We start from the raw sequence: 20,555 nt of genomic DNA on the forward strand, positions 1-20,555 counted from the left end.
CGGTGCTTATCCTGTACGCATGACCGACGCCCCCGCATCCGGTCTCGCGCTCGACGAGCTCAGCGACGAGATCCGCCCGCAGGACGACCTGTTCCGTCACGTCAACGGATCGTGGCTGGACCGCACCGAGATCCCCGAGGACAAGGCCCGGTGGGGCGCGTTCCACCTGATCGCCGAACAGGCCGAGAAGGATGTGCGCGCCATCATCGAGGAGTCCCAGCGCGCCGACCCGGGCACCGAGGCCCGCAAGATCGGCGACATGTACTCCAGCTTCATGGATGTCGACCGCGTCAACGAGCTCGGCGCGAGCCCGCTGTCGGCGCAGCTGGCGATGGTCGATGAGGTGACGACGATCCCCGAGTTCCTCCGCGTCGTCGGCGTGCTCGAGCGTGACGGCGTCGGCGGCATCATCGATCTCTACGTCGAGCCCGATCCGGGCGATCCGCAGCGATACGTGCCGTTCGTGCTGCAGGGCGGCCTGTCGATGCCCGACGAGAGCTACTACCGCCTGGACAACTTCGCCGAGACCCGCACCGCCTTCCGCGCGCACGTCGAGCGCATCCTCGACCTCGCCGGTGTCGCCGGGGCCGCGGATGCCGCCGATCGCGTCTTCGCGCTCGAGACCGAGGTGGCCGCGCACCACTGGGACAACGTGCGCAGCCGCGACGCGGTCGCCACCTACAACCTGCGCACGTGGGACGAGACGGTCGGCCTCGCCGGCGCCGACCTGGTGCCGTGGCGCGAGGGCATCGCGCCGAACCATCCCGACGCCTTCGCCGAGGTCGTCGTGTCGCAGCCGAGCTTCCTGGAGGGTCTCGCCGGCCTGCTCGTCGAGGAACGCCTGGATGACTGGAAGGCGTGGCTGCGGTTCAAGATCGTGCACGCGGGAGCTGCGTTCCTCACCGACGCGTTCGTCGCCGAGAACTTCGCCTTCTACGGCACGCAGCTCACCGGCGTGCCGGTGAACCGGGAGCGCTGGAAGCGCGGCGTGAGCCTCACCGAGGCCGCGCTCGGCGAGGCGATCGGCAAGGTCTACGTCGAGCGCCACTTCCCGCCGCGGGCCAAGGCCGAGATGGACGACCTGGTCGCCAACCTGGTCGAGGCGTATCGCGAGAGCATCTCGTCGCTGGAATGGATGACGCCCGAGACGCGCGAGCGCGCCCTCGCCAAGCTCGCCGCGTTCACCCCCAAGATCGGCTACCCCGAGACCTGGAAGGACTACTCGTCGCTCGAGATCGACGCCGCCGACCTCGTCGGCAACGTGCGTCGCGCTCACGTGTGGGAGCACGACCGTCAGCTGTCGAAGGTCGGCCAGCCGATCGACCGCGACGAGTGGTACATGACCCCGCAGACGGTCAACGCCTACTACAACCCGCTGATGAACGAGATCGTCTTCCCTGCGGCGATCCTGCAGTATCCCTTCTTCGACGCGGACCGCGACGCGGCGGCGAACTACGGCGGCATCGGCGCGGTCATCGGTCATGAGATCGGTCACGGCTTCGACGACCAGGGCAGCCGCTTCGACGGCGACGGGTCGCTGCGGGACTGGTGGACGGATGCCGACCGCGCGGCCTTCGAGGAGCGCACGGCGGTGCTGATCGACCAGTACAACCACCTCGTGCCCCGAGGCCTCGCCGATGAGCACACCGTCAACGGTGCGCTCACGATCGGCGAGAACATCGGGGACCTCGGAGGTCTCGGCATCGCGATCAAGGCCTATGCCCTGTCGATCGCGAGCGACGACGCCGGCCCCGAGATCGCCGACGCCGCCCCCGTCATCGAGGGCTACACCGGCATCCAGCGGCTTCTCCTCAGCTGGGCCCAGGTGTGGCAGCAGAAGGGGCGCGATGCCGAGACCATCCGCCTGCTGACGATCGACCCGCACTCGCCCAACGAGTTCCGGTGCAATCAGATCGTGCGCAACATCGACGCGTTCTACGATGCGTTCGGGGTGACCGAGTCGGACGAGCTGTGGCTCGACCCCGACAAGCGCGTCACCATCTGGTGATCACGAGCCCGAGCAGAGAGGACACCGTTCGTGGGCACGCCCCCTGAGCCCAGGCGCGGCACCGAGGAGCCCCTTCGGAGTTCCCGTCGGATCAGACCCCACGACAGGCGACTGCCCCGCCGGGCAGCCGCCGGCCGTCGATCGTTCGCATCGACGCTCGCGGCGCTCGACGAGCTCGCCGAGTCGGGTGCGAAGGTCGCGGTGCGCGTGACCGACCTCGATCGCGGTGACGCGGTGCTCTCCGGCGACGACTTCATCACCCTGCCGATCGGCGGCCTCGGCGTCGTGCCGCTGCTCGTCGAGGTCGCGGCCGCATTCGACGACGGGCGCCTCGACCCCGCCGAGGTCGTCGATCGCACGAGCACCGATGGGGTGTCGGTGGCCGGTCTCTGGCACCACCTCGCCGCGCAGAGGTTCAGCCTCGGCGATCTCGCCGTGCTCGCCGCGTCGGCCGGTGACGCGCTGGCGGCCAATGTGCTGCTGGAGCGGGTCGGGCTCGAGGCGGTGCGCAACCGGCTGGGGCAGCTCGGGATGCCGCGCTCCGCGCTGCTCGACGGGTTCCGCGACAGCCGCGGTCCCGACGACGCGCCCCACGTGGCGCTCGGCACGGCGGCGGAGATGTCGGAGCTGTTCTCGGCCCTGGTGAACTCGTCGGCGGTGAACCCGTCGGTGAGTGCGCACGTCGCGGAGTGGTTGAGCCGCAACCACGATCTGTCGCTGGTCGCTTCGGCCACGGGCCTCGATCCGTTCGCGCACGACAACGACGACCACGGGCTGCTCTTCATCAACAAGACGGGTCGCGGCGCCGGGATCCGCGCCGAGGCGGGCGTGCTCGCCGGCCCGCGCGCGGGTGTCTCCTACGCGCTCATCGTGTGCTTCGACGACCTGTCGATCATGCACCGCTCACGGGCGCACGCGGCCTTCCGCGTGCTCGGCACCGACCTCATGGAGTACGTGTACTGAGGCCGCGGCGAGGGTGGGATCAGAAGACGATCGTGTGATTGCCCTGGCGGATGACGCGATCCTGCGCGTGCCACAGCACGGCACGGGAGAGCACCTGACGCTCGACGTCGGCGCCGCGCCGGGCGAGTTCGAGCGAGCTGTCGGCGTGGGTCACACGAACGGTGTCCTGCTCGATGATCGGACCCTCGTCGAGGTCGCTCGTGACGTAGTGCGAGGTGGCGCCGATGAGCTTGACGCCGCGCTCCTTGGCCTTCTTGTAGGGGTCGGCGCCGATGAAGGCGGGCAGGAACGAGTGATGGATGTTGATCACCGGCACACCGACCTTCTCGAGGAAGTCCCCCGACAAGATCTGCATGTAGCGGGCGAGCACGACGAAGTCGACGTTGCCGACGAGCAGCTCCAGGATCTTCTCCTCGGATTCGGACTTGTCCGGACCCGGCGCGGACGGCACGTGGAAGAACGGCACACCGAAGGTGCGCACGTCCTCGGCCGCCGTCGTGTGGTTGGACACGACCATCGGGATCGTCACGGGCAGCTCCCCGCGACGGTGGCGCCACAGGAGGTCGAGGAGGCAGTGGTCCTGCTTCGAGGCGAGGATCGCCATGCGCTTGGGGGTCGACTGGTCCGTCAGCGACCATCGCAGGTCGAATCCGCCGCCGAGCGTGCGCGCGAGGTCGTCCTCGATCATCGGCAGCGCCGCCGCGAGATCGGGCCGGTGGAAGACCACGCGCTGGAAGTAGTCGCCGCCCGTCGGGTCGTCGGAGTACTGGTCGAACGCGACGATGTTGCCGTCGTGGCGCGTGATCAGTGCCGAGACGGCGGCGACGATTCCGGGTCGGTCGGTGCCGTGGACGATGAGACACGCGTGGTCGGGCAGAAGGTGGGGGCTGGGAGCGGCCATGCATCGATTCTGCCGTGTCCGCCGGTCGGGCGCGCGCGGGTCGGGCACGCTAGCACGGGCGCCGCCGCTGCGGGAGTCCGGGGTGAGGACGCGTCGCCGTCCGTATCCTCGACCGCAACCCGAGGGAAGAATCCCGCGACCCGAGGGCGGAAGACACCCGAGGGAGGAAGTCACCGTGCAACCGTGGCCGCTGTGGCCGAGCGTCATCGCCCTTGTCGCCGCCGTCGGCATCGTCGTCGTGGCCGGCTCGCGGCTGGCCCGCGCCGCGGATGAACTGGCAGACCGCACGGGACTCGGCGAGGCGGTCGCCGGCGCGGTGTTCCTCGGTGCGGTCACCTCCCTCCCCGGGATCGTCACGACCGCCACCGGCGCGCTCGAGGGCGACGCGGCCTTCGCCTTGGCGAATCCGATCGGCGGCATCGCCCTGCAGAGCGTCTGGCTCGCGATCGCCGATCTGCTGTATCGACGAGCGAATCTCGAGCACGCGGCGGCGTCGATCGAGAACCTCTTCCAGGCCGTCGTGCTCGTTGCGCTGCTCAGCCTGCCGGTCATCGCCTTCGCCACGCCGCAGCTGACGGCCGGCTGGATCCATCCGGTGACCGTTCTCATCCCGGTCTTCTACTTCTACGGTCTGCACCTGCAGCGCCGCATGCACCAGGCCCCGATGTGGACGCCGATCCGCACGCGTGAGACGCGCGACGACGAGGAGGGGCAGGAGCACAGCGGACCGCTCTCGCGCCTGTGGTTCACCTTCGCGGCGCTCGGGCTCGTCGTCGGCGTGACCGGGTGGGTCATCGGGCAGGCCGGCCTCGGGGTCATCGCGGCGACCGGATGGCCGAGCGGGGTCACCGGGTTCACGGTGACGACGGCGGTGACATCCCTCCCCGAGCTCATCGTGCTGATCTCCGCGATCCGCATCGGAGCCCTCACCCTGGGGGTCGCCAACATCATCGGCGGCAACGTCTTCGACGTGCTCACCCTCACCGTGGCCGACGCCTTCTTCCTCGACGGCACGATCTATGCCGCCGCCGGCGACGAGAGCCTCGTGCTCCTCGGCGGGACCCTCCTCATCACGGCGGTGCTCGCCGCCGGGCTCATCATCCGGGATCAGCGCGGCATCGGGTTCGAGGGGATCGGCATTCCCGCGATCTACGCCGGCACCATCGGCCTCGCACTGTTCGCGATCTGACCCTTATCCGACCGCCGCGCACGCGATAGCGTCGAGGGGAATCGGCACCTCGACACATGGGAGCAGGGATGAACATCGCAGGCAAGGTCTTCGTCGTCACGGGGGCGGGAAACGGCATCGGCCGCGAGGTCACCCTTCAGCTTCTGCGCTCCGGGGCCTCGGTCGCCGGCGTCGACCTCAACGCCGACGGGCTCGCCGAGACGGTGGCGCTCGCCGCGGCAGGCAACCGCCTGTCGACGCACACCGTGAACATCACCGACCGTGAGGCCGTCGAGGCGTTGCCGGCTGCCGTCGCCGACATCCACGGAGCGGTCGACGGCATCGTCAACGTCGCCGGCGTCATCCAGAAGTTCGTCAAGATCATCGACCTCCCCTACGAGGAGATCGAGAAGGTCATGACCGTGAACTTCTGGGGGACGCTCCACATGGTCAAGGCGTTCCTGCCGGTGCTGGTCGAGCGACCGGATGCCGCCATCGTCAACGTCGCGAGCATGGGAGCCTACGCCGCCGTGCCCGGTCAGGCCGTCTACGGCGCCTCGAAGGCCGCCGTCGGCCTGCTCACCGAAGCGCTCTACGCCGAACTCCAGGGCACGTCGGTCGCAGTGACGGCGATCTATCCCGGCGCGATCGGCACGAACATCGCGGCGAACTCCGGCGTGGTGATGGACATGCCCGACGGCGACGCGGCAGCATCCGCCCGCAAGACCACGACGCCGGCCGAAGCGGGTCGCGTGATCGTCGAGGCGATCGCGAAGGGCAGGTTCCGCGCGACGATCGGCAAGGACGCCGCGACGATGGACAAGCTGTCGCGGCTGAACCCCAAGTACGCCACCGAGCTCATCGCGAAGCAGATGGGCGATCTCCTCGGCTGACTGGGGAGGGTCGGCGCATTCGCGAAGAGCTGAGGCGACGGCATCCGTCAACCCCCCTTTCCGCGGTGAGTCGGAAGTGCTTCGCTGGATCGTGGGCGCATCCGCCCGGCAATCGCGATCCGCGAAGGAGAACCCATCCCATGCCTCAGCTTCCCGAGCCCACAGACGGCACCTCGGTCGCCCAGAATCCGTCTTCCGAGGCGGAGATCGGCTCGACCACCGACACCGGCGCGCCCGCGCCGAGTGATCGCAACAGCCTGACGGTCGGGGCCGACGGCCCGATCGTGCTGCACGACGTGCACTTCCTGAACCAGATGGCGCACTTCAACCGCGAGCGCATCCCGGAGCGCAACGTGCACGCGAAGGGCTCCGGTGCCTTCGGCGTCTTCGAGACCACCGGAGACGTCACCGCCTACACGAAGGCCGGCCTGTTCCAGCCGGGCGTGAAGACCGAGATGCTCGCGCGGTTCTCGACCGTTGCCGGCGAGCAGGGCTCGCCCGACACGTGGCGCGACCCGCGCGGATTCGCGCTGAAGTTCTACACCGACGAGGGCAACTACGACCTCGTCGGCAACAACACCCCGATCTTCTTCATCCGCGACACGATGAAGTTCCCGCACTTCATCCGCTCGCAGAAGCGACGCGGCGGAAACGGCCTGCGCGACAACAACATGCAGTGGGACTTCTGGACCCTGAACCCGGAGTCCGCGCACCAGGTGACGTACCTCATGGGCGACCGCGGCATCCCCACCTCGTACCGGCAGATGAACGGCTACGGCTCGCACACCTACATGTGGGTGAACGAGGCCGGGGAGAAGTCGTGGGTGAAGTATCACTTCCACAGCGACCAGGGCGTGGCCGGCCTGACGGATCAGGATGCCACGCGCATCGCGGGGGAGGATGCGGACTTCCACCGCCGCGACCTGTACGACGCCATCGATCGCGGCGAGTTCCCGTCGTGGACGCTGTCGGTGCAGGTCATGCCGTATGAAGATGCCAAGACCTACCGCATCAACCCGTTCGACCTCACGAAGGTGTGGCCGCACGAGGACTATCCGCTCATCCCCGTCGGCACGATGACGCTGAACCGCAACCCGGAGAACTTCTTCGCCCAGATCGAGCAGGCCGCGTTCGAGCCGTCCGCGCTGGTGCCGGGCATCGGCTTCTCGCCCGACAAGATGCTGCTCGGCCGGGCGTTCGCCTACTCCGACACGCACCGGCACCGCATCGGCGCGAACTACCTGCAGCTGCCGGTGAACCGCCCGCGCGTCGAGGTCAACACCTATACGCAGGACGGGCCGATGGCCTACGAGCACCGCGGCGACGACCCGGTGTACGCGCCGAACTCCTTCGGCCGCGGCTACGCCGACAACGTCGGCGAGGTCGACCCCGGCTGGGAGGCCGACGGTGCGATGGTGCGGCAGGCTTACACGCTGCGTCCCGACGACGATGACTTCTCGCAGGCCGGGGCGCTCGTGCGCGACGTCTGGAACGACCAGCAGCGCGCCGCGTTCGTGAAGACCGTGGCCGGACACCTGCTCGGCGGCGTGACCGGCGACGTGCTCGAGCGGGCCTTCCAGTACTGGAAGAACGTCGATGCCACCACCGGGGCCGAGATCGAGAAGCTCGTGCGAGACGGTGCCGACCTAGGTGCGCCCGGAGCTCAGCCCGGCGCCGCGCAGGACGACGCCGATCAGCCGATCGTGGAGCCGAACACGCACGCCGACCGCTGAGCCGACACCGCCGGAAGCCCGGTCGCGCTCGCCGCGACCGGGCTTTCGCGTGCCCGCCGGGCGGCCCCTCAATCGCCCGTACGCGTGAGGGGCAGGGAGAGGATGCGGTCGTCGCCCTCGCGTGGGGATCCTCGGCCGTCGGTGTTGTTCGTGAGCACCCACAGGGTGCCATCGGGTGCGACGGTCACGTCGCGGATGCGTCCGTACTCGTCGCGAAGGAGCTGCTCGGACGTCTCGGGCGCGGAAGCGTCGATGGTGAACAACCGCTCGCCACCCAGTCCGGCGACGAAGACGGTGCCGCCGGTGACGGCCAGCCCGCTCGGGCTCGCCTCGTCGGGGTTCCACTGCTGCACGGGGTCGATGAAGCCCCGCTCCGCCCCGCCGGTGCCCTCCACCTCCGGCCATCCGTAATTCCCGCCCGGAACGATGATGTTCAGCTCGTCCCACGTGTCCTGTCCGAACTCGCTGGCGAACATCGTCCCGTCCGCGGCCCATCCGATGCCCTGCGGGTTGCGGTGCCCGAAGCTGTAGACGAGCGAGCCCTCGAAGGGATTGTCGGCCGGCGGGTCGCCGTCCGGCGTCATGCGCAGGATCTTCCCCGCGAGGCTGTCGACATTCTGCGCCGACGGGCGCCGGTCGGCGTCACCGGTGGTCGCGTAGAGCATGCCGTCCGGTCCGAAGGCGAGGCGCCCGCCGTTGTGGATGCGCGCGGCGGGAATTCCGTCGAGCACGGTCTCGTGGTCGCCGAGCGCGAGCGACCCCGGCGCCCCGGTGACGGCGAATCGATCGATACGGTTCTCGCCCGACCCGGTGGCGTAGGCGTAGAGCCGGTCCTGATCGTCGACGGCGAGCCCGAGCAGGCCACCCTCCCCGCCCGCGACCACGCCGCCGACCGTGCCGATCTCTCGGGTCGAGCCGTCGGCTGCTACCTCGAGGATGCGGCCGGTATCGCGCTCGGACACGAGGGGCGTGCCGTCGGAGGTGAAGGCGATCGACCAGGGGGCTGTGAGGCCGGTGGCGACCGTCTCGACCGAGCCCTCGAGGACGAGTCTTCCTTCGGGTGGCGGAGTGGTCGCGGCGGTGGGCGCCGATGTCACCGACGTCTGCGGTGTCGGCGGCGGACCGGCGGTGCAGGCGCTCAGGGCCACGGCGGCGGTGCCTGCCAGCAGCGCGGCGCGTGCCCGTCGGAATTCGACCATCGGTCCGCCTCCGCCCTCGTCCTCGACCGGAGCTTCACCCTACGTCGCGTGCGACCCGTCGAGGGCCGCTCGGTTCAGCGCAAGCTCCTCAGCCCTCGCCGCCGAGGTTGCCGGTCAGGCGCGCGTGCATCGCCGAGCTCGACTCGTTCATGCCCTCGATCACGACACGCTTGCCGTGGTTCTCGTACTTCGTCACGATCGCATCCAGGGCGGCGACGGTGGAGGCGTCCCAGACGTGCGAGCGCGACATGTCGATGACGACGTCGTCGGGATCGTCGGCGTACTCGAACTGCGTCGTCAGGTCGTTCGACGAGGCGAAGAACAGCTCGCCGTCGACGCGGTAGTGCGCGGTCGGCACCTCCGCATCCCGGTCCACCGTGCGCGTCACGGTGGTGAAGTGCGACACGCGCCGCGCGAAGATCACCATCGCGACCACGACCCCCAGCACGACACCGATCGCGAGGTTGTGGGTGATGACGACGGCGACGACGGTGGCGACCATCACGATCGTCTCGCCGATCGGCATGCGCTTGAGGGTGCCCGGGCGGATGGAGTGCCAGTCGAAGGTCGCGACCGAGACCATGACCATCACGGCCACGAGCGCCGCCATCGGGATGAGCCCCACGATGTCGCCGAGGCCCACGACGAGGATGAGCAGGAACACGCCCGCGAGGAAGGTCGAGATGCGGGTGCGGGCGCCGGAGGCCTTCACGTTGATCATCGTCTGGCCGATCATCGCGCACCCGCCCATGCCGCCGAAGACGCCCGACAGCACGTTCGCGGCGCCCTGGCCGAGAGCCTCGCGGGTCTTGTGGGAATGCGTGTCGGTGATGTCGTCGACGAGCTTGGCCGTCATGAGCGACTCCATCAGGCCGACGAGGGCCATCGCGAGGGCGTACGGGGCGATGATCGCGAATGTCTCACCGGTCAGCGGCACGTTCGGGATGATGAGCTCGGGCAGGCTGTCGGGCAGCTCGCCCTGGTCCGACACGGTCGGGACGGCGATGGCGAAGGTGACGGTGATGATTGTGAGGATGACGATCGCGACCAGGGGTGCGGGGATCGCCTTGGTCAGGCGCGGCATCCCGACGATGATCACCAGTCCCGCGATCACGAGCGGGTAGACCGGCCACGGCACGTCGATCAGGTGCGGAATCTGCGCGGTGAAGATGAGGATCGCCAGAGCGTTGACGAAGCCGACCATGACGCTGCGGGGGATGAAGCGCATGAGCTTGGCGACGCCCACCGCGCCGAGGACGACCTGGAAGACGCCGGCGAGGATCACGGTCGCGAGGAAGTAGTCCATGCCGTACTCGCGGGCGACCGGGGCGATCACGAGGGCGACGGCACCGGTCGCGGCGGTGATCATCGCGGGGCGTCCGCCGAGGAACGCGATGGCGACGGCCATCACGAACGACGAGAACAGCCCCACGCGCGGGTCGACCCCGGCGATGATCGAGAACGAGATCGCCTCGGGGATCAGGGCGAGGGCGACGACGAGACCGGCGAGCACCTCCCTGGTGAGGATGCGCGGACTGCGCAGCGCCTCGAGGACGGATGGGCGCGGTCGGTATCGGTCGGACGCGGTGGCGCGCGCGGCGGTGGCCATGGGATCTCCGGGAAGGCAGGAAGGCTCGAACGAGCCGGGCGGGCGCGCGCGGGAGGTGCAACGCGGCGTGGTTCCGGTCATCCAGGGTACGGGACGCGCCTGGACGCGTGCGTGCCGGACCGCGTCAGCCCACCTCGCCGACGAGTGCGGTCCTGTCGGGCAGGCGTGCGAGAAACCCCTCCGCGACGGCATCGAGCCACGCGCCGACGGAGGCGACGGCCTCATCGGTGTCGGGGTATCGGCACCGCAGATGCAGGCCGCGTCGGTTCACGACGAACCACACCATGACGTCGTCGCTCGCGGCGACCGCCGAGACGTACTGCGCGTCGAGGTCGTCGTCGAGCTCGACCGGCAGGCGCCGGGTGTCCAGCCACGACAGGGCGAACATGCCGCGCGGCACCTTCATGCCGCCGTAGGGCTCCAGGATCGGGGCGAGGGGATGCGACCCCAGGGTGATGGCCTCTTTGACGGATGCCGCGCACGCCGCGGGTGCGTCGTCGACGCATTCGAGCACCGAGTTGGTGATGAACCAGCCCGAGGAGTCGTGCCAGCGCGGCTCGTGCCGGCTGTGCACGGGGAACACGGCCCGCAGCGGGGCGTCCGCCACGCGGCGGGTCACTTCGGTCAGGGCCGACATCGCCAGCCCGATCGTGGACGTGCCCGCAGCCTTGGCCGCGCCGGCGAACGCGTCGTAGTCGATCGCATCCAGCACCTCGCGCACCTCGACGACCGGGAGGGCACCGGGCGCCGGGTCGCCGACCGGGAGAGGGAAGCGCGGCATCTCGCCCCCGCACACCTCGAGGATCTCCGCCCATCGGGCCGCGACCTTCTCGGGTGCCGGACCGCGATCTTCCAGCGCAGCGGTGTGCGCGGCGAACGGCGGGGCGTCCGGGAGGTCGTCGGCGCCCGCCTGCCCGGCAGCTGCGTCGAGGTAGGCGATGACATCCCGCGCCACCACCACGAGCGACCACATGTCGACGTGGGCGTGGTCGGCGCCGACGACGACGCACGGGCGCGGATCGTCGGCGGCGCCATCCGGTTCGATCACGCACAGGCGGTGGGACGGCGCCGCGAGCGGGCGGCAGGCGAGGTCGAACACCTCCCGCACGACTTCGCGGGTCGCGATCCCCTCGGGAACGTGATGCTCTTCCCAGGCGCCGTCGCCCAGCGTGATCTCGTGCAGCGTGGGCTCGCCGGCGTCGTCGAGGCCGAACACCGTGCGGAACGTGCCGTGCCGGTCGACCGCGCGCTCCCACGCGGCCGCGAGCGCATCGCGCGTGGTGCCCGGCGGCAGGCGCAGCGCGATCGACATCCAGGATCCCGGCCGGTCTCCGGCGCCGACGTGACGGCCCTGATCGAACGACACCGGCAGAGCGCGGCCACGGGGACCGACCGGGCGCAGGGCGTAGCTGTGCACCGCTCCGGGCGGAAGCGTGGCCTGCGCGATATTCGTGAGCCGCATCGCCCGTAGTGTAGAGGCCCGGTGTTTCGTTCCCGCGACGGCATGTCACAACCGGCGACGGTGCACCGGAGATGGAGGAACGGTGCCCACTCTCGAGGTTCCGCACGGGGCTGCGCTCGACTACGAGATCACCGGCGACGCCGGCCCGCTCGTGGTGCAGCTGCACGGCCTGACGTCATCCCGCGATCGTGACGCCCAGCTCGGGCTCGATCTCGCCCGCTCCCTGCGCGGCCATCGCGTGCTGCGGTACGACGCCCGCGGACACGGCGGATCCACCGGCGACCTCGATCCGAGGTCGTACCAGTGGAACCGCCTCGCGAAAGACCTCCTGGCCCTGCTCGACCACGTCGCGCCGGGAGAGCCCGTGCACGCCGTCGGGCCGTCGATGGGATCGGCGACCCTGCTGCATGCCGCGAAGAAGCATCCGGAGCGGTTCGCCAGTCTCACCCTGGTCGTGCCGCCGACCGCGTGGGAGACCCGGTCGGCGCAGACGCAGCTCTACCGCGCGAACGCGGCGCTCATCGAGAAGGAGGGCCTCGGGGTCTTCCACGCCAACCACACCGCGCCCGTGCCCCCGGCGCTGTCGGATGCGCCCTCGACGACGCCGACCGTGCCCGAGGACCTGCTTCCCACGGTGCTGCGCGGCGCGGCGAGCACCGACTTCCCGAGCGAGAAGGCGGTGTCGCGCATCACGACGCCGACGCTGATCCTCGCCTGGACGGGGGATGCGGCGCATCCGGTCTCCACCGCGAAGCGCTTGAAGAAGCTGCTGCCCGACGCGCGGCTGGTCATCGCGAGGACGCCCTACGGGATCATGGCCTGGCCGGGCCTGTTCGCCGAGCACGTCACGACGACGGACCCGCGCTGAGCCGGCACGTCAACCCCCGCCCCGGTGTCGGGACCGCTGCCTAGCATCGACCCATGGCACAGGCGAATGATGACCGTGAGATGCTCGGCGCCACCGACGACGGCGACACCGCCGCCGAGAAGGACCCGTCGACGTGGGTCACCGGCGACGAGCCGATGACCGCTCCCCAGCGCAGCTACCTCGACACCCTGGCGCGTGAGGCGGGCGAGGAGATTCCCGCTGACATCAGCAAGGCCGAGGCCTCGGAGCAGATCGATCGGCTGCAGCAGGAGACCGGGCGCTCACCGCAGTGAGCGCCTTGCCGCCCGCGTATCGTGGGCGGCATGATCGCGGAGCACGGGGAGACGTCGGCCGGGCTCGACATCCGGCCACTGGCGACCGTGGACGACGCGGTCGTCGCGAGTGAGGTGCTCGCGCGCGTGTGGGGCGGTGATCGCGCCGCGATGCCGCCGCAGCTGCTGCGCGCGATGGCCCATGCCGGGTCGTACACCGTGGGCATCTGGCGCGAAGCCGAGATGGTCGGTGCTTCGGTGGCTTTCTTCGGAGCGCCGCCCGAGCGCACGATGCACTCCCACATCACCGGCGTCCTGCCGGAGCATCAGGGGCGGGGCGTCGGTCGGCTGCTGAAGCAGCACCAGCGCGAATGGGCGCTCGCCCGCGATGTCGGCACGATCACCTGGACCTTCGATCCGCTCGTGCGTCGCAATGCCCACTTCAACTTCCGTGTTCTCGGCGTGCGCGCCGTCGAGTACCTGGTGAACCACTACGGCGCGATGGATGACGGCGTCAACCGCGGCGACGAGACGGACCGCATCCTCGTCGCGTGGGCGATCGCCTCGGCTCCCGCCCTCACTCCGCCCGATGACAGCGTCGTCGCCGCCGTGGAGGTGCCCGCCGACATCGAGACGCTCCGCCGCAGCGACCCCATTGCCGCGAGCGCCTGGCGTCTCCGGGTGCGCGAGCAGCTGCTGGCGCATCTGGCCGACGGGCTCGTCATCGGTGGGTTCGACGACGCCCGCGGCTACCTCCTCGTGCGTCCTTGACCGGCAGGCGCCCAACCGGTGGGACGAGGAGCCGGCTCAGTCTTCTTCCGGGACCTGCGGGCCCCCCGGCCGCACCTCGGCGTCGTCGCGCACGTCGATCCGCGTGATGCCGTCGTGCTCGGTGATCTCGATCCGCGGAGCCGCGTCGTCTTCCGTGGCCGCCGGCGCCGAGGTCAGCTGGTCGTGCCGCTTCTCCTCGGGGGTCATCTCGTCCGCTCCCGACATCAGATCCTCCATTCGTCGCTGTTCAGATGGGAGCCCGCCTGCGGTCCCATCTGAAGCATCCCACCGTCGACCACCCAGCTCGCGCCCGTCACATAGCTTGAGGCCGGCGAGGCGAGGAACGCGACCACCGCGGCGACCTCCTCGGGCGCACCCGGACGAGCCAGCGGGATGCCGGCGCGGTGGGTCTGCTCGGCGTCGCCGGCCTCCATGTCGTTGATCGGCGTCGCGATCTCGCCGGGTGCTACGGCGTTCGCGGTGATGCCGTGCGCTCCGAGCTCCTGCGCCATGACCTTCAGCAGGCCACCGAGGCCGTGCTTGGCGGCGACATACGGGGCGGACTCCACGCGCGGCTGATGCTCGTGCACGCTCGTGACGGCGATCAGGCGGCCGCCGGTGCGCTGCGTCGCCATCCTGCGAGCAGCCGCCTGCAGGGCGAGGAACGCGCCGTCGAGGTTGAGCGAGACGATGCTGCGCCACGTCGCCAGGTCGAGATCGAGGAACGGGCCCCCGTTGCCGCCGCCGGAGTTGTTCACGAAGACGTCGAGGCCGCCGAGCTCGTCGGCCATGCTGTCGATGTCGGCTTCCACCCGGTCGAGATCGGTCGCGTCGAACTGCCGCACATGCGCGCGGCGGCCGCGATCCCGCACACCCCGCGCGGTCTCCTCCGCACCGTCCTGGTCGCTGTGCCAGGTCACGACGACGTCGAGACCCGCGTCGGCGAGCGCCAGCGCGGTGGCCGCGCCGATGCCCGAGTCCGAGCCGGTCACGATCGCGCGTCGAGGATGGAATGTCGTCTGCATGGTGCCGACGCTACGACCCGAATCCGACGCGGGAGAGGGGCTTTACAGGCGTCCTGCCTGGCGTTAGACGCCGAACGCTCGACGACCGTCTGCGGTACCTCGCTAACGTGGGGGGATGCCGGTCACCCGCCCCGCAGCATCCGTCGACCTCGACGGATTCGAGCTGCGCGTGCTGCACATCCCGCTCGTCTCGCCGTTCACGACGTCGTTCGGCACCGAGACGGTTCGCGAGGTGATCGTCGTGCGCGCTCTCGCCGACGGGGTCGAGGGATGGGGTGAGATCGTCACGCAGCAGGCGCCGCTGTACTCGAGCGAGTACACCCAGGGCGCGTGGGATGTCGCGACGCGCTTCCTCATCCCGGCGCTGCTGGCCGAGCGAACCATCGCGCCGGAGCGGATCGCGAGCGTGCTCGAGCCCTTCGTCGGGCACCGGATGGCCAAGGCGGGGCTCGAGCTCGCCGTGCTCGACGCCGCCCTGCGGGGCGAAGGGCGTTCGTTCGGGTCCTACGCCGGTGCGGTCGCCGACCGGGTGCCCTCCGGGGTGTCGGTCGGCATTCAGCGCGACCCCACCGCCCTCGTCGAGACCGTTCGCGGATACCTCGACGACGGCTACGTGCGCATCAAGATCAAGATCAAACCCGGTCGCGACATCGACGACACCGCCGCGGTGCGCGAGGCGTTCGGCTCGATCCCCCTGCAGGTCGACGCCAACTCGGCCTACACCCTGGCCGACACGGACACCCTCGCGCAGCTCGACCGGTTCGACCTGCTGCTCATCGAGCAGCCGCTGCAGGAGGACGACCTGGTGGATCACGCCACCCTCGCCGGCAGCCTGTCGACGCCGGTCTGCCTCGACGAGTCGATCACCTCGCGCAAGGCCGCCGCCGACGCGCTCGCGCTCGGGTCGGCCGCGATCGTGAACATCAAGGCCGGGCGCGTGGGTGGCTATCTCGAGGCGATCGCCATCCACGACCTGTGCCGCGACGCCGACGTGCCGGTGTGGTGCGGCGGCATGCTCGAGACCGGCATCGGCCGGGCGGCGAACGCCGCGCTCGCCGCTCTGCCGGGCTTCACCCTTCCCGGTGACGTCTCCGCCGCTGACCGGTTCTACGCCCGCGACATCGTGACCGAACCCGCCGTGCTCGACGACGGGCACGTGCGCGTGCCGACCGGACCGGGCCTCGGTGTCGATATCGACCCCGATGCTCTCGACGCGTTCACCGTCGAGAAGGCCGTCATCCGCCCCTGACCCGGGCCCGGCCCGCCGCCCTCTTCCCGCTGCTTCGAGAGGATTTCCCTCCCCGAGAGGACGGATTCGCGAGCAGGATCCTCTGGAACGGCGATGTCCTCCCGAGGAGGGAGCGGCGGGCGTAGCGTGAGCGCATGCGAGGGGCGGCGCGGATGCGTGTGAGGCGACGCGCGCTGGTCGCGGCGTTCGCGCTCGCGGTGCTGACGGGGTGCGCCGGCGGCCCGACGGACGGATCCGGCGGGAGCGGCGAGCCGGAGCTGCGGGCGGCCCTGATCCAGCTGCGCGCGGACGTGGCGGAGCGGCACGCGCAGGTGCGAGTGGAGAACCTCTCCGGGGCAGCCGTGCGGATCGGTGAGGTCGCCGTCGTCGATCCGCGGTTCGTGGCGGATGCGGTCCGGCTCGTGGACCGGGGGAGCACGGTTCCCGCCGGGGGATCCATCGACATCCGGGTGCAGCTGCCTGCGGTCACGTGCGATATCGCATCGAGTGCGGATCCGTCGGTGCGCCTCGAGCTCATCGCCGACGGCACCTCTCGCGGCGTCACTCTTCCGATCGCGGATCCGCTCGGGTTCGCCGGTCCCCTCCACGACCGGGAGTGCCGGGCCGAGGCGCTCGCCGCCGCGGCCGACATCGCGTTCACGGGGTTCTCGCCGTCACCCTCGGGCGAACCGGCGCTGTTGCACATGGAGATCGTTGCGGTGGGCGACGGCGAGGCGGAAGTGACCGCGGTCCAGCAGACCAACCTGCTCACCTTCGGCGACGCCACCATCGACGGCGTGCTCCCGATCGGGGTGCTCGTGCAGCCGGGGAAGGAACCCACGACCCTCGACCTGCCGGTCGTCCCCACCCGCTGCGACGCTCACGCGGTGCAAGAGGACAAACGCGGCACGATCTTCGATGTGCGGGTCTCGGTGGCAGGGGAGTCCGGCGAGGTCGAGCTCTTCGTCGGCGACGCGCTGCGCGGCCGCATCCTCACGTGGGTCGCCGACTGGTGCGGGTTCAGCGAAAGCTGACCCCGCCGGCGGCCGTGAGCGGCGTGAACAACACAGGAGATTCGCGGGCCGGACGGCGCGTCAGGCGCCGTGACGAGCCCATGGCGCGCGGATCTCCTGTGTTGTCGACGGCGAAGGTGTCAGAGCTCGCCGCGCTCGCGGGCCTCGCGCCGTGTCAGCGGCTCGTCGCCGGCCGGTTCGTCACCGTCGGCCCAGGGGGCGTGGTGGGCGCGCTCGAGCTTGGCGCCCTCGACGTCGACGTTCGGGATGATCCGGTCGAGCCATCGGGGCAGCCACCAGGCCGAGCGGCCGAGCAGGTGCATGAGCGCGGGCATGAGCAGCATTCGCACGACGAAGGCGTCGAGCAGCACACCGAAGGCGAGACCGAACCCGATCGAGCGGATCATGGTCGACTCGGCGAAGATGAACCCGCCGAACACCGAGACCATGATCAGGCCCGCCGCCGTGACCACGGCGCGGCCGGCGCGAAGCCCCCGCATCACGGCGAGGCGGGCAGGGGCGCCGTGGACGAACGCCTCCCGCATGCCGGAGGACAGGAACAGCTGGTAGTCCATGGCGAGGCCGAAGAGGATGCCCACGAGCAGCACCGGCAGGAAGCTCAGGATGGGGCCGGTCGCGTGCAGGCCGATGATGTCGGCGCCCCAGCCCCACTGGAACACCGCGACGGTCGCGCCGTAGGTGGCGAACAGCGACAGGATGAACCCGCCCGTCGCGATGATCGGCACGAGCAGCGACCGGAACACCACGATCATGATGATCAGGGACAGTCCGACGACGACCGCGATGTACAGCGGCAGCACCGCGGCGAGGTTCTCGGAGATGTCGATGTTGATGGCGGCCTGGCCGGCCACGCCGAGTGCGTATTCGCCGTCGACGGGGGGCAGGGTGCGCAGGTCGCGCACGAGCTCCTCGGTCGACACCGAGCTCGGCCCGTCTTCGGGCACCACCTGGAACGCCGCCAGGGTGCCGTCATCCGATACGGCGATCGGTGCGACGGCGACGACGCCGTCGAGGTCGGACAGGGCGGTGGCGATGTCGAGCTGCGCCTGCAGCTCGGCCGTGTCGTCGAGGTCGCCGGGCAGCGTCGCCGATACGAGCAGCGTGCCGTTGACGCCGGCGCCGAACGCCTCCTCGGTGAGCGTGTACGCCTGGTAGGCGTACGACTCTTCGGGCTCGCTCGAGCCGTCGGGCAGTCCGACGCGCATCGACAGGGCCGGGATGGCGATCACCAGCAGCGCGATGATCGCACCGGCCGCCGTGAGCACGGCTCGCCACGTGCCCATGGGGGCGGCGCCGGAATCCTCGTGGTGGACGGTGCCGACCTTCGCCCGGGCGCGCCGGTTCAGCACGCGGGGACCGATGAGCCCGAGCAGCGCGGGCGTGAGCGTGACGGCGATCAGCACGGCGATGAGCACAGCGAACGCGCCGACGGTTCCCATGAGCCCGAGGAAGGGGATGCCGGTGATGTTCAGCGCCAGCAGCGCGATGATGACGGTGGAGCCGGCGAAGGTGACCGCGTTTCCCGCGGTGCCGTTGGCGAGTCCGATGGATTCGCGCATCTCCGCGCCCTCGAGCAGCTGTTTGCGGTGGCGGTTGATGATGAACAGCGAGTAGTCGATGCCGACCGCCAGCCCGAGCATGATGCCGAGCACCGGCGTGACGCTCGACATGTCCAGCACGCCGGACAGGGACAGGGCGGCAAGCACCGCGATGCCTACGCCGACGAGAGCGGTGACGATGGGCAGCGCTGCGGCGATGACCGTGCCGAGCATGACCAGCAGCACGACCGCGGCGATCGCGAGGCCCGCGATCTCTCCGACGCCGATCAGGTTCGGAACCGACTGGGCGAGGGTCGACGAGAAGGCGTACTCGACGCCGTCGATCGGATTCGCCTCGACGTAGGAGATCACGGCCTCCTTCGATGCGGCGTCGAGCTCCAGCAGCGGCACGTCGAACGAGACGTTCACCAGCGCGGTCGCGCCGTCCTCGGACACGACGCGGATGCCGTCCGAGAGCGCGAGCAGATCGGCGCCGAGCTCGAGCTGCTCCGCGCCCTCGACGAGATCGGCGCGACCCTCGTCGAGCTCGGCCTGCTGCGCGGCGATCTCCTCGCGGGCCGCGGCGAGCTGCTCCTGCTGGGCGTCGAGCTCGGCCTGCTGCGCATCGAGCGCGGCGATCTGCTCGGCGGGTGCGCCGGCGGCTTCGGCCTGTTCGCGAGCGGCGTCGAGCTGCTCGTGCCCGGCGTCGAGCTGCTCCTGCCCGGCTTCGAGGTCGTCGAGCGCGGCATCCAGCTGCTCCTGGCCGGCGTCGAGCTGCTCCTGGCCGTCCTCGATCTCGGCGCGACCGTCGACGATCTCCTGTTCGCGGTCCGCGCGCTCCTGCTCGGTCTCGAAGGGATCGACGACCTGCGCGACGTCGGGAAGGTCGGAGAGCCCCTCGGCGACGGCGGCGATGTCGGCCTGCTGGTCGGCGGTGAGGGCCTCGCCGTCCTCGGCGTGGTAGACGACCTGACCCGATGCGCCGGCATAATCCGGCAGCTCCTCGGCCAGCTCGTCGATCACCTCGCCCGATGCGGTGCCGGGCACGTCGAAGCTCGTCGCGAGGGTGCCGAAGCCGACGGCGAACGCGCCGCCGGCGAGCCCCAGGACCGCCGCCCACGCGACGATCACGATCCACGCGCGCTTCGCGGAGGCCTTGCCGAGCCGGTACAGCAGTTCTGCCATGATCACCTTTCGTGGCGGATGCGATCGGGAGCGACGACAGCATACGATACGAACCGTCTCGTAACCTGAATCGAGGATGACCGTGACAGACCGACGAGGTGGTGCGCCCCGCAGCGAGGCGGCGCGGCTGGCGATCCTCCGCGCGACGGCGCGGCTGTTCCTGGAGAAGGGCTTCGGGCAGCTGAGCATCGAGGGCATCGCCGCCGAGGCGGGCGTCGGCAAGCAGACGATCTACCGGTGGTGGCCGACCAAGAGCGACCTGGTCGCCGAGGCGCTCATCGAGGGCATGCTCATGCCCGAGCAGGTGGTGCCCCGCTTCGACGGCACGCTGCGCGACGACCTCGCACGGTGGATGCGCACGGTGCTGGCGTTCGTCGACGACCCGGAGCACGACGAGATGCTGAAGTCGCTCGTCGCGGCCGGCACGATCAACCCCGCCATCGGCGAGCGGGTGCGCGACAACCTCGGCGCCGATGCCGACCTCGTGCGACGACTCGAGCAGGGGGTGTCCGACGGGGAGCTTCCCGCGGAGGCGCCCATCGCGTCGATCGTGGAGCTTCTCATCGGTGCGATCGTGCTGCGGATCGTCGCACGCTCCGACGCCGACGACGGCGAAGCCGAACGCCTCGTCGACATCGTGCTCGGCCGGTACGCGCCCGCCCGCGAGTGAGCGCGACGGTGCGGTCGGCATCCGCTCA

At 70.3% G+C, this 20,555-nt stretch carries 18 protein-coding genes; 11 read left to right on the top strand and 7 right to left on the bottom strand.

What is annotated here, in order from left to right; translation table 11 throughout:
- The first annotated feature begins 19 nt into the window (after nt 1–19).
- Entirely contained in the window at nt 20–2,008 is a 1,989-nt protein-coding gene (locus tag ACGG9C_RS07735; RefSeq protein WP_194383960.1) for a M13 family metallopeptidase, read from the top strand.
- Between the two features lie 30 nt (nt 2,009–2,038).
- Nucleotides 2,039–2,971: a serine hydrolase gene (locus tag ACGG9C_RS07740; RefSeq protein WP_194383959.1), complete on the top strand. Its 933-nt coding sequence runs from the start codon at nt 2,039–2,041 to the stop codon at nt 2,969–2,971.
- A gap of 19 nt (nt 2,972–2,990) precedes the next feature.
- Here ACGG9C_RS07740 and purU read toward each other — a convergent pair whose 3' ends face one another.
- Entirely contained in the window at nt 2,991–3,872 is an 882-nt protein-coding gene (gene purU, locus ACGG9C_RS07745) for a formyltetrahydrofolate deformylase (RefSeq protein WP_390178506.1), read from the bottom strand.
- A 175-nt stretch (nt 3,873–4,047) separates the two neighbouring features.
- Here purU and ACGG9C_RS07750 point away from each other — a divergent pair, with 175 nt between their 5' ends.
- The 3 genes from ACGG9C_RS07750 (at nt 4,048) to ACGG9C_RS07760 (ending at nt 7,666) form a co-directional block, all read left to right on the top strand.
- Nucleotides 4,048–5,061, top strand: coding sequence for a sodium:calcium symporter (locus ACGG9C_RS07750; RefSeq protein ID WP_071045182.1), 1,014 nt, complete (start codon nt 4,048–4,050; stop codon nt 5,059–5,061).
- A gap of 68 nt (nt 5,062–5,129) precedes the next feature.
- Nucleotides 5,130–5,933, top strand: coding sequence for an SDR family oxidoreductase (locus ACGG9C_RS07755; RefSeq protein WP_071045183.1), 804 nt, complete (start codon nt 5,130–5,132; stop codon nt 5,931–5,933).
- A 140-nt stretch (nt 5,934–6,073) separates the two neighbouring features.
- Nucleotides 6,074–7,666 (top strand): catalase, encoded by a 1,593-nt coding sequence (locus ACGG9C_RS07760; RefSeq protein WP_390178507.1) that lies wholly within the window; start codon nt 6,074–6,076, stop codon nt 7,664–7,666.
- Nucleotides 7,667–7,734: 68 nt separating this feature from the next.
- Here the strand turns inward: ACGG9C_RS07760 and ACGG9C_RS07765 are convergent, their stop codons facing one another.
- The 3 genes from ACGG9C_RS07765 to ACGG9C_RS07775 all read right to left on the bottom strand — a co-directional run bounded on the left by ACGG9C_RS07765 (nt 7,735) and on the right by ACGG9C_RS07775 (nt 11,936).
- Entirely contained in the window at nt 7,735–8,865 is a 1,131-nt protein-coding gene (locus ACGG9C_RS07765; protein WP_194383956.1) for a sorbosone dehydrogenase family protein, read from the bottom strand.
- A gap of 88 nt (nt 8,866–8,953) precedes the next feature.
- Nucleotides 8,954–10,474, bottom strand: a complete 1,521-nt coding sequence (locus ACGG9C_RS07770) for a SulP family inorganic anion transporter (RefSeq protein WP_194383955.1) — start codon at nt 10,472–10,474, stop codon at nt 8,954–8,956.
- A gap of 124 nt (nt 10,475–10,598) precedes the next feature.
- Entirely contained in the window at nt 10,599–11,936 is a 1,338-nt protein-coding gene (locus tag ACGG9C_RS07775) for a peptide synthetase (RefSeq protein WP_194383954.1), read from the bottom strand.
- An 82-nt stretch (nt 11,937–12,018) separates the two neighbouring features.
- Between ACGG9C_RS07775 and ACGG9C_RS07780 the strand changes: the two genes are divergently transcribed.
- From ACGG9C_RS07780 to ACGG9C_RS07790, 3 genes are read left to right on the top strand one after another with little or no spacing between them, the layout of a single operon-like run.
- On the top strand, nt 12,019–12,804 hold the full coding sequence (locus ACGG9C_RS07780) for an alpha/beta fold hydrolase (RefSeq protein ID WP_071045186.1): 786 nt from the start codon (nt 12,019–12,021) through the stop codon (nt 12,802–12,804).
- Nucleotides 12,805–12,857: 53 nt separating this feature from the next.
- Entirely contained in the window at nt 12,858–13,097 is a 240-nt protein-coding gene (locus ACGG9C_RS07785; RefSeq protein WP_071045187.1) for a DUF3072 domain-containing protein, read from the top strand.
- Between the two features lie 30 nt (nt 13,098–13,127).
- Entirely contained in the window at nt 13,128–13,847 is a 720-nt protein-coding gene (locus ACGG9C_RS07790) for a GNAT family N-acetyltransferase (RefSeq protein WP_071045188.1), read from the top strand.
- 36 nt (nt 13,848–13,883) lie between these two features.
- Here ACGG9C_RS07790 and ACGG9C_RS07795 read toward each other — a convergent pair whose 3' ends face one another.
- Both ACGG9C_RS07795 and ACGG9C_RS07800 read right to left on the bottom strand, forming a co-directional pair.
- Nucleotides 13,884–14,072: a multidrug transporter gene (locus ACGG9C_RS07795; protein WP_071045189.1), complete on the bottom strand. Its 189-nt coding sequence runs from the start codon at nt 14,070–14,072 to the stop codon at nt 13,884–13,886.
- Nucleotides 14,072–14,872 carry an SDR family oxidoreductase gene (locus ACGG9C_RS07800; RefSeq protein WP_194383953.1) on the bottom strand — a complete coding sequence of 267 codons (801 nt, stop codon included), beginning with the start codon at nt 14,870–14,872 and terminating at the stop codon, nt 14,072–14,074. Before ACGG9C_RS07800 ends, ACGG9C_RS07795 begins: the two co-directional genes overlap by 1 nt.
- A gap of 115 nt (nt 14,873–14,987) precedes the next feature.
- On the opposite strand from ACGG9C_RS07800, the gene menC reads away from it, so the two are divergent.
- Nucleotides 14,988–16,121 (top strand): o-succinylbenzoate synthase, encoded by a 1,134-nt coding sequence (menC, locus tag ACGG9C_RS07805; protein WP_194383952.1) that lies wholly within the window; start codon nt 14,988–14,990, stop codon nt 16,119–16,121.
- A 134-nt stretch (nt 16,122–16,255) separates the two neighbouring features.
- Nucleotides 16,256–17,134, top strand: coding sequence for a hypothetical protein (locus ACGG9C_RS07810; protein WP_194383951.1), 879 nt, complete (start codon nt 16,256–16,258; stop codon nt 17,132–17,134).
- A gap of 119 nt (nt 17,135–17,253) precedes the next feature.
- Here the strand turns inward: ACGG9C_RS07810 and ACGG9C_RS07815 are convergent, their stop codons facing one another.
- Nucleotides 17,254–19,857 (bottom strand): MMPL family transporter, encoded by a 2,604-nt coding sequence (locus ACGG9C_RS07815; protein WP_194383950.1) that lies wholly within the window; start codon nt 19,855–19,857, stop codon nt 17,254–17,256.
- 82 nt (nt 19,858–19,939) lie between these two features.
- Here ACGG9C_RS07815 and ACGG9C_RS07820 point away from each other — a divergent pair, with 82 nt between their 5' ends.
- Complete coding sequence (locus tag ACGG9C_RS07820) at nt 19,940–20,527, top strand: TetR/AcrR family transcriptional regulator (protein WP_390178508.1); 588 nt, start codon at nt 19,940–19,942, stop codon at nt 20,525–20,527.
- Nucleotides 20,528–20,555: the final 28 nt, after the last annotated feature.

The sequence above is a fragment of the Microbacterium sp. MTN4-26 genome (genome assembly GCF_042846595.1).
In the GTDB taxonomy this organism is placed as follows: domain Bacteria; phylum Actinomycetota; class Actinomycetes; order Actinomycetales; family Microbacteriaceae; genus Microbacterium; species Microbacterium luteum.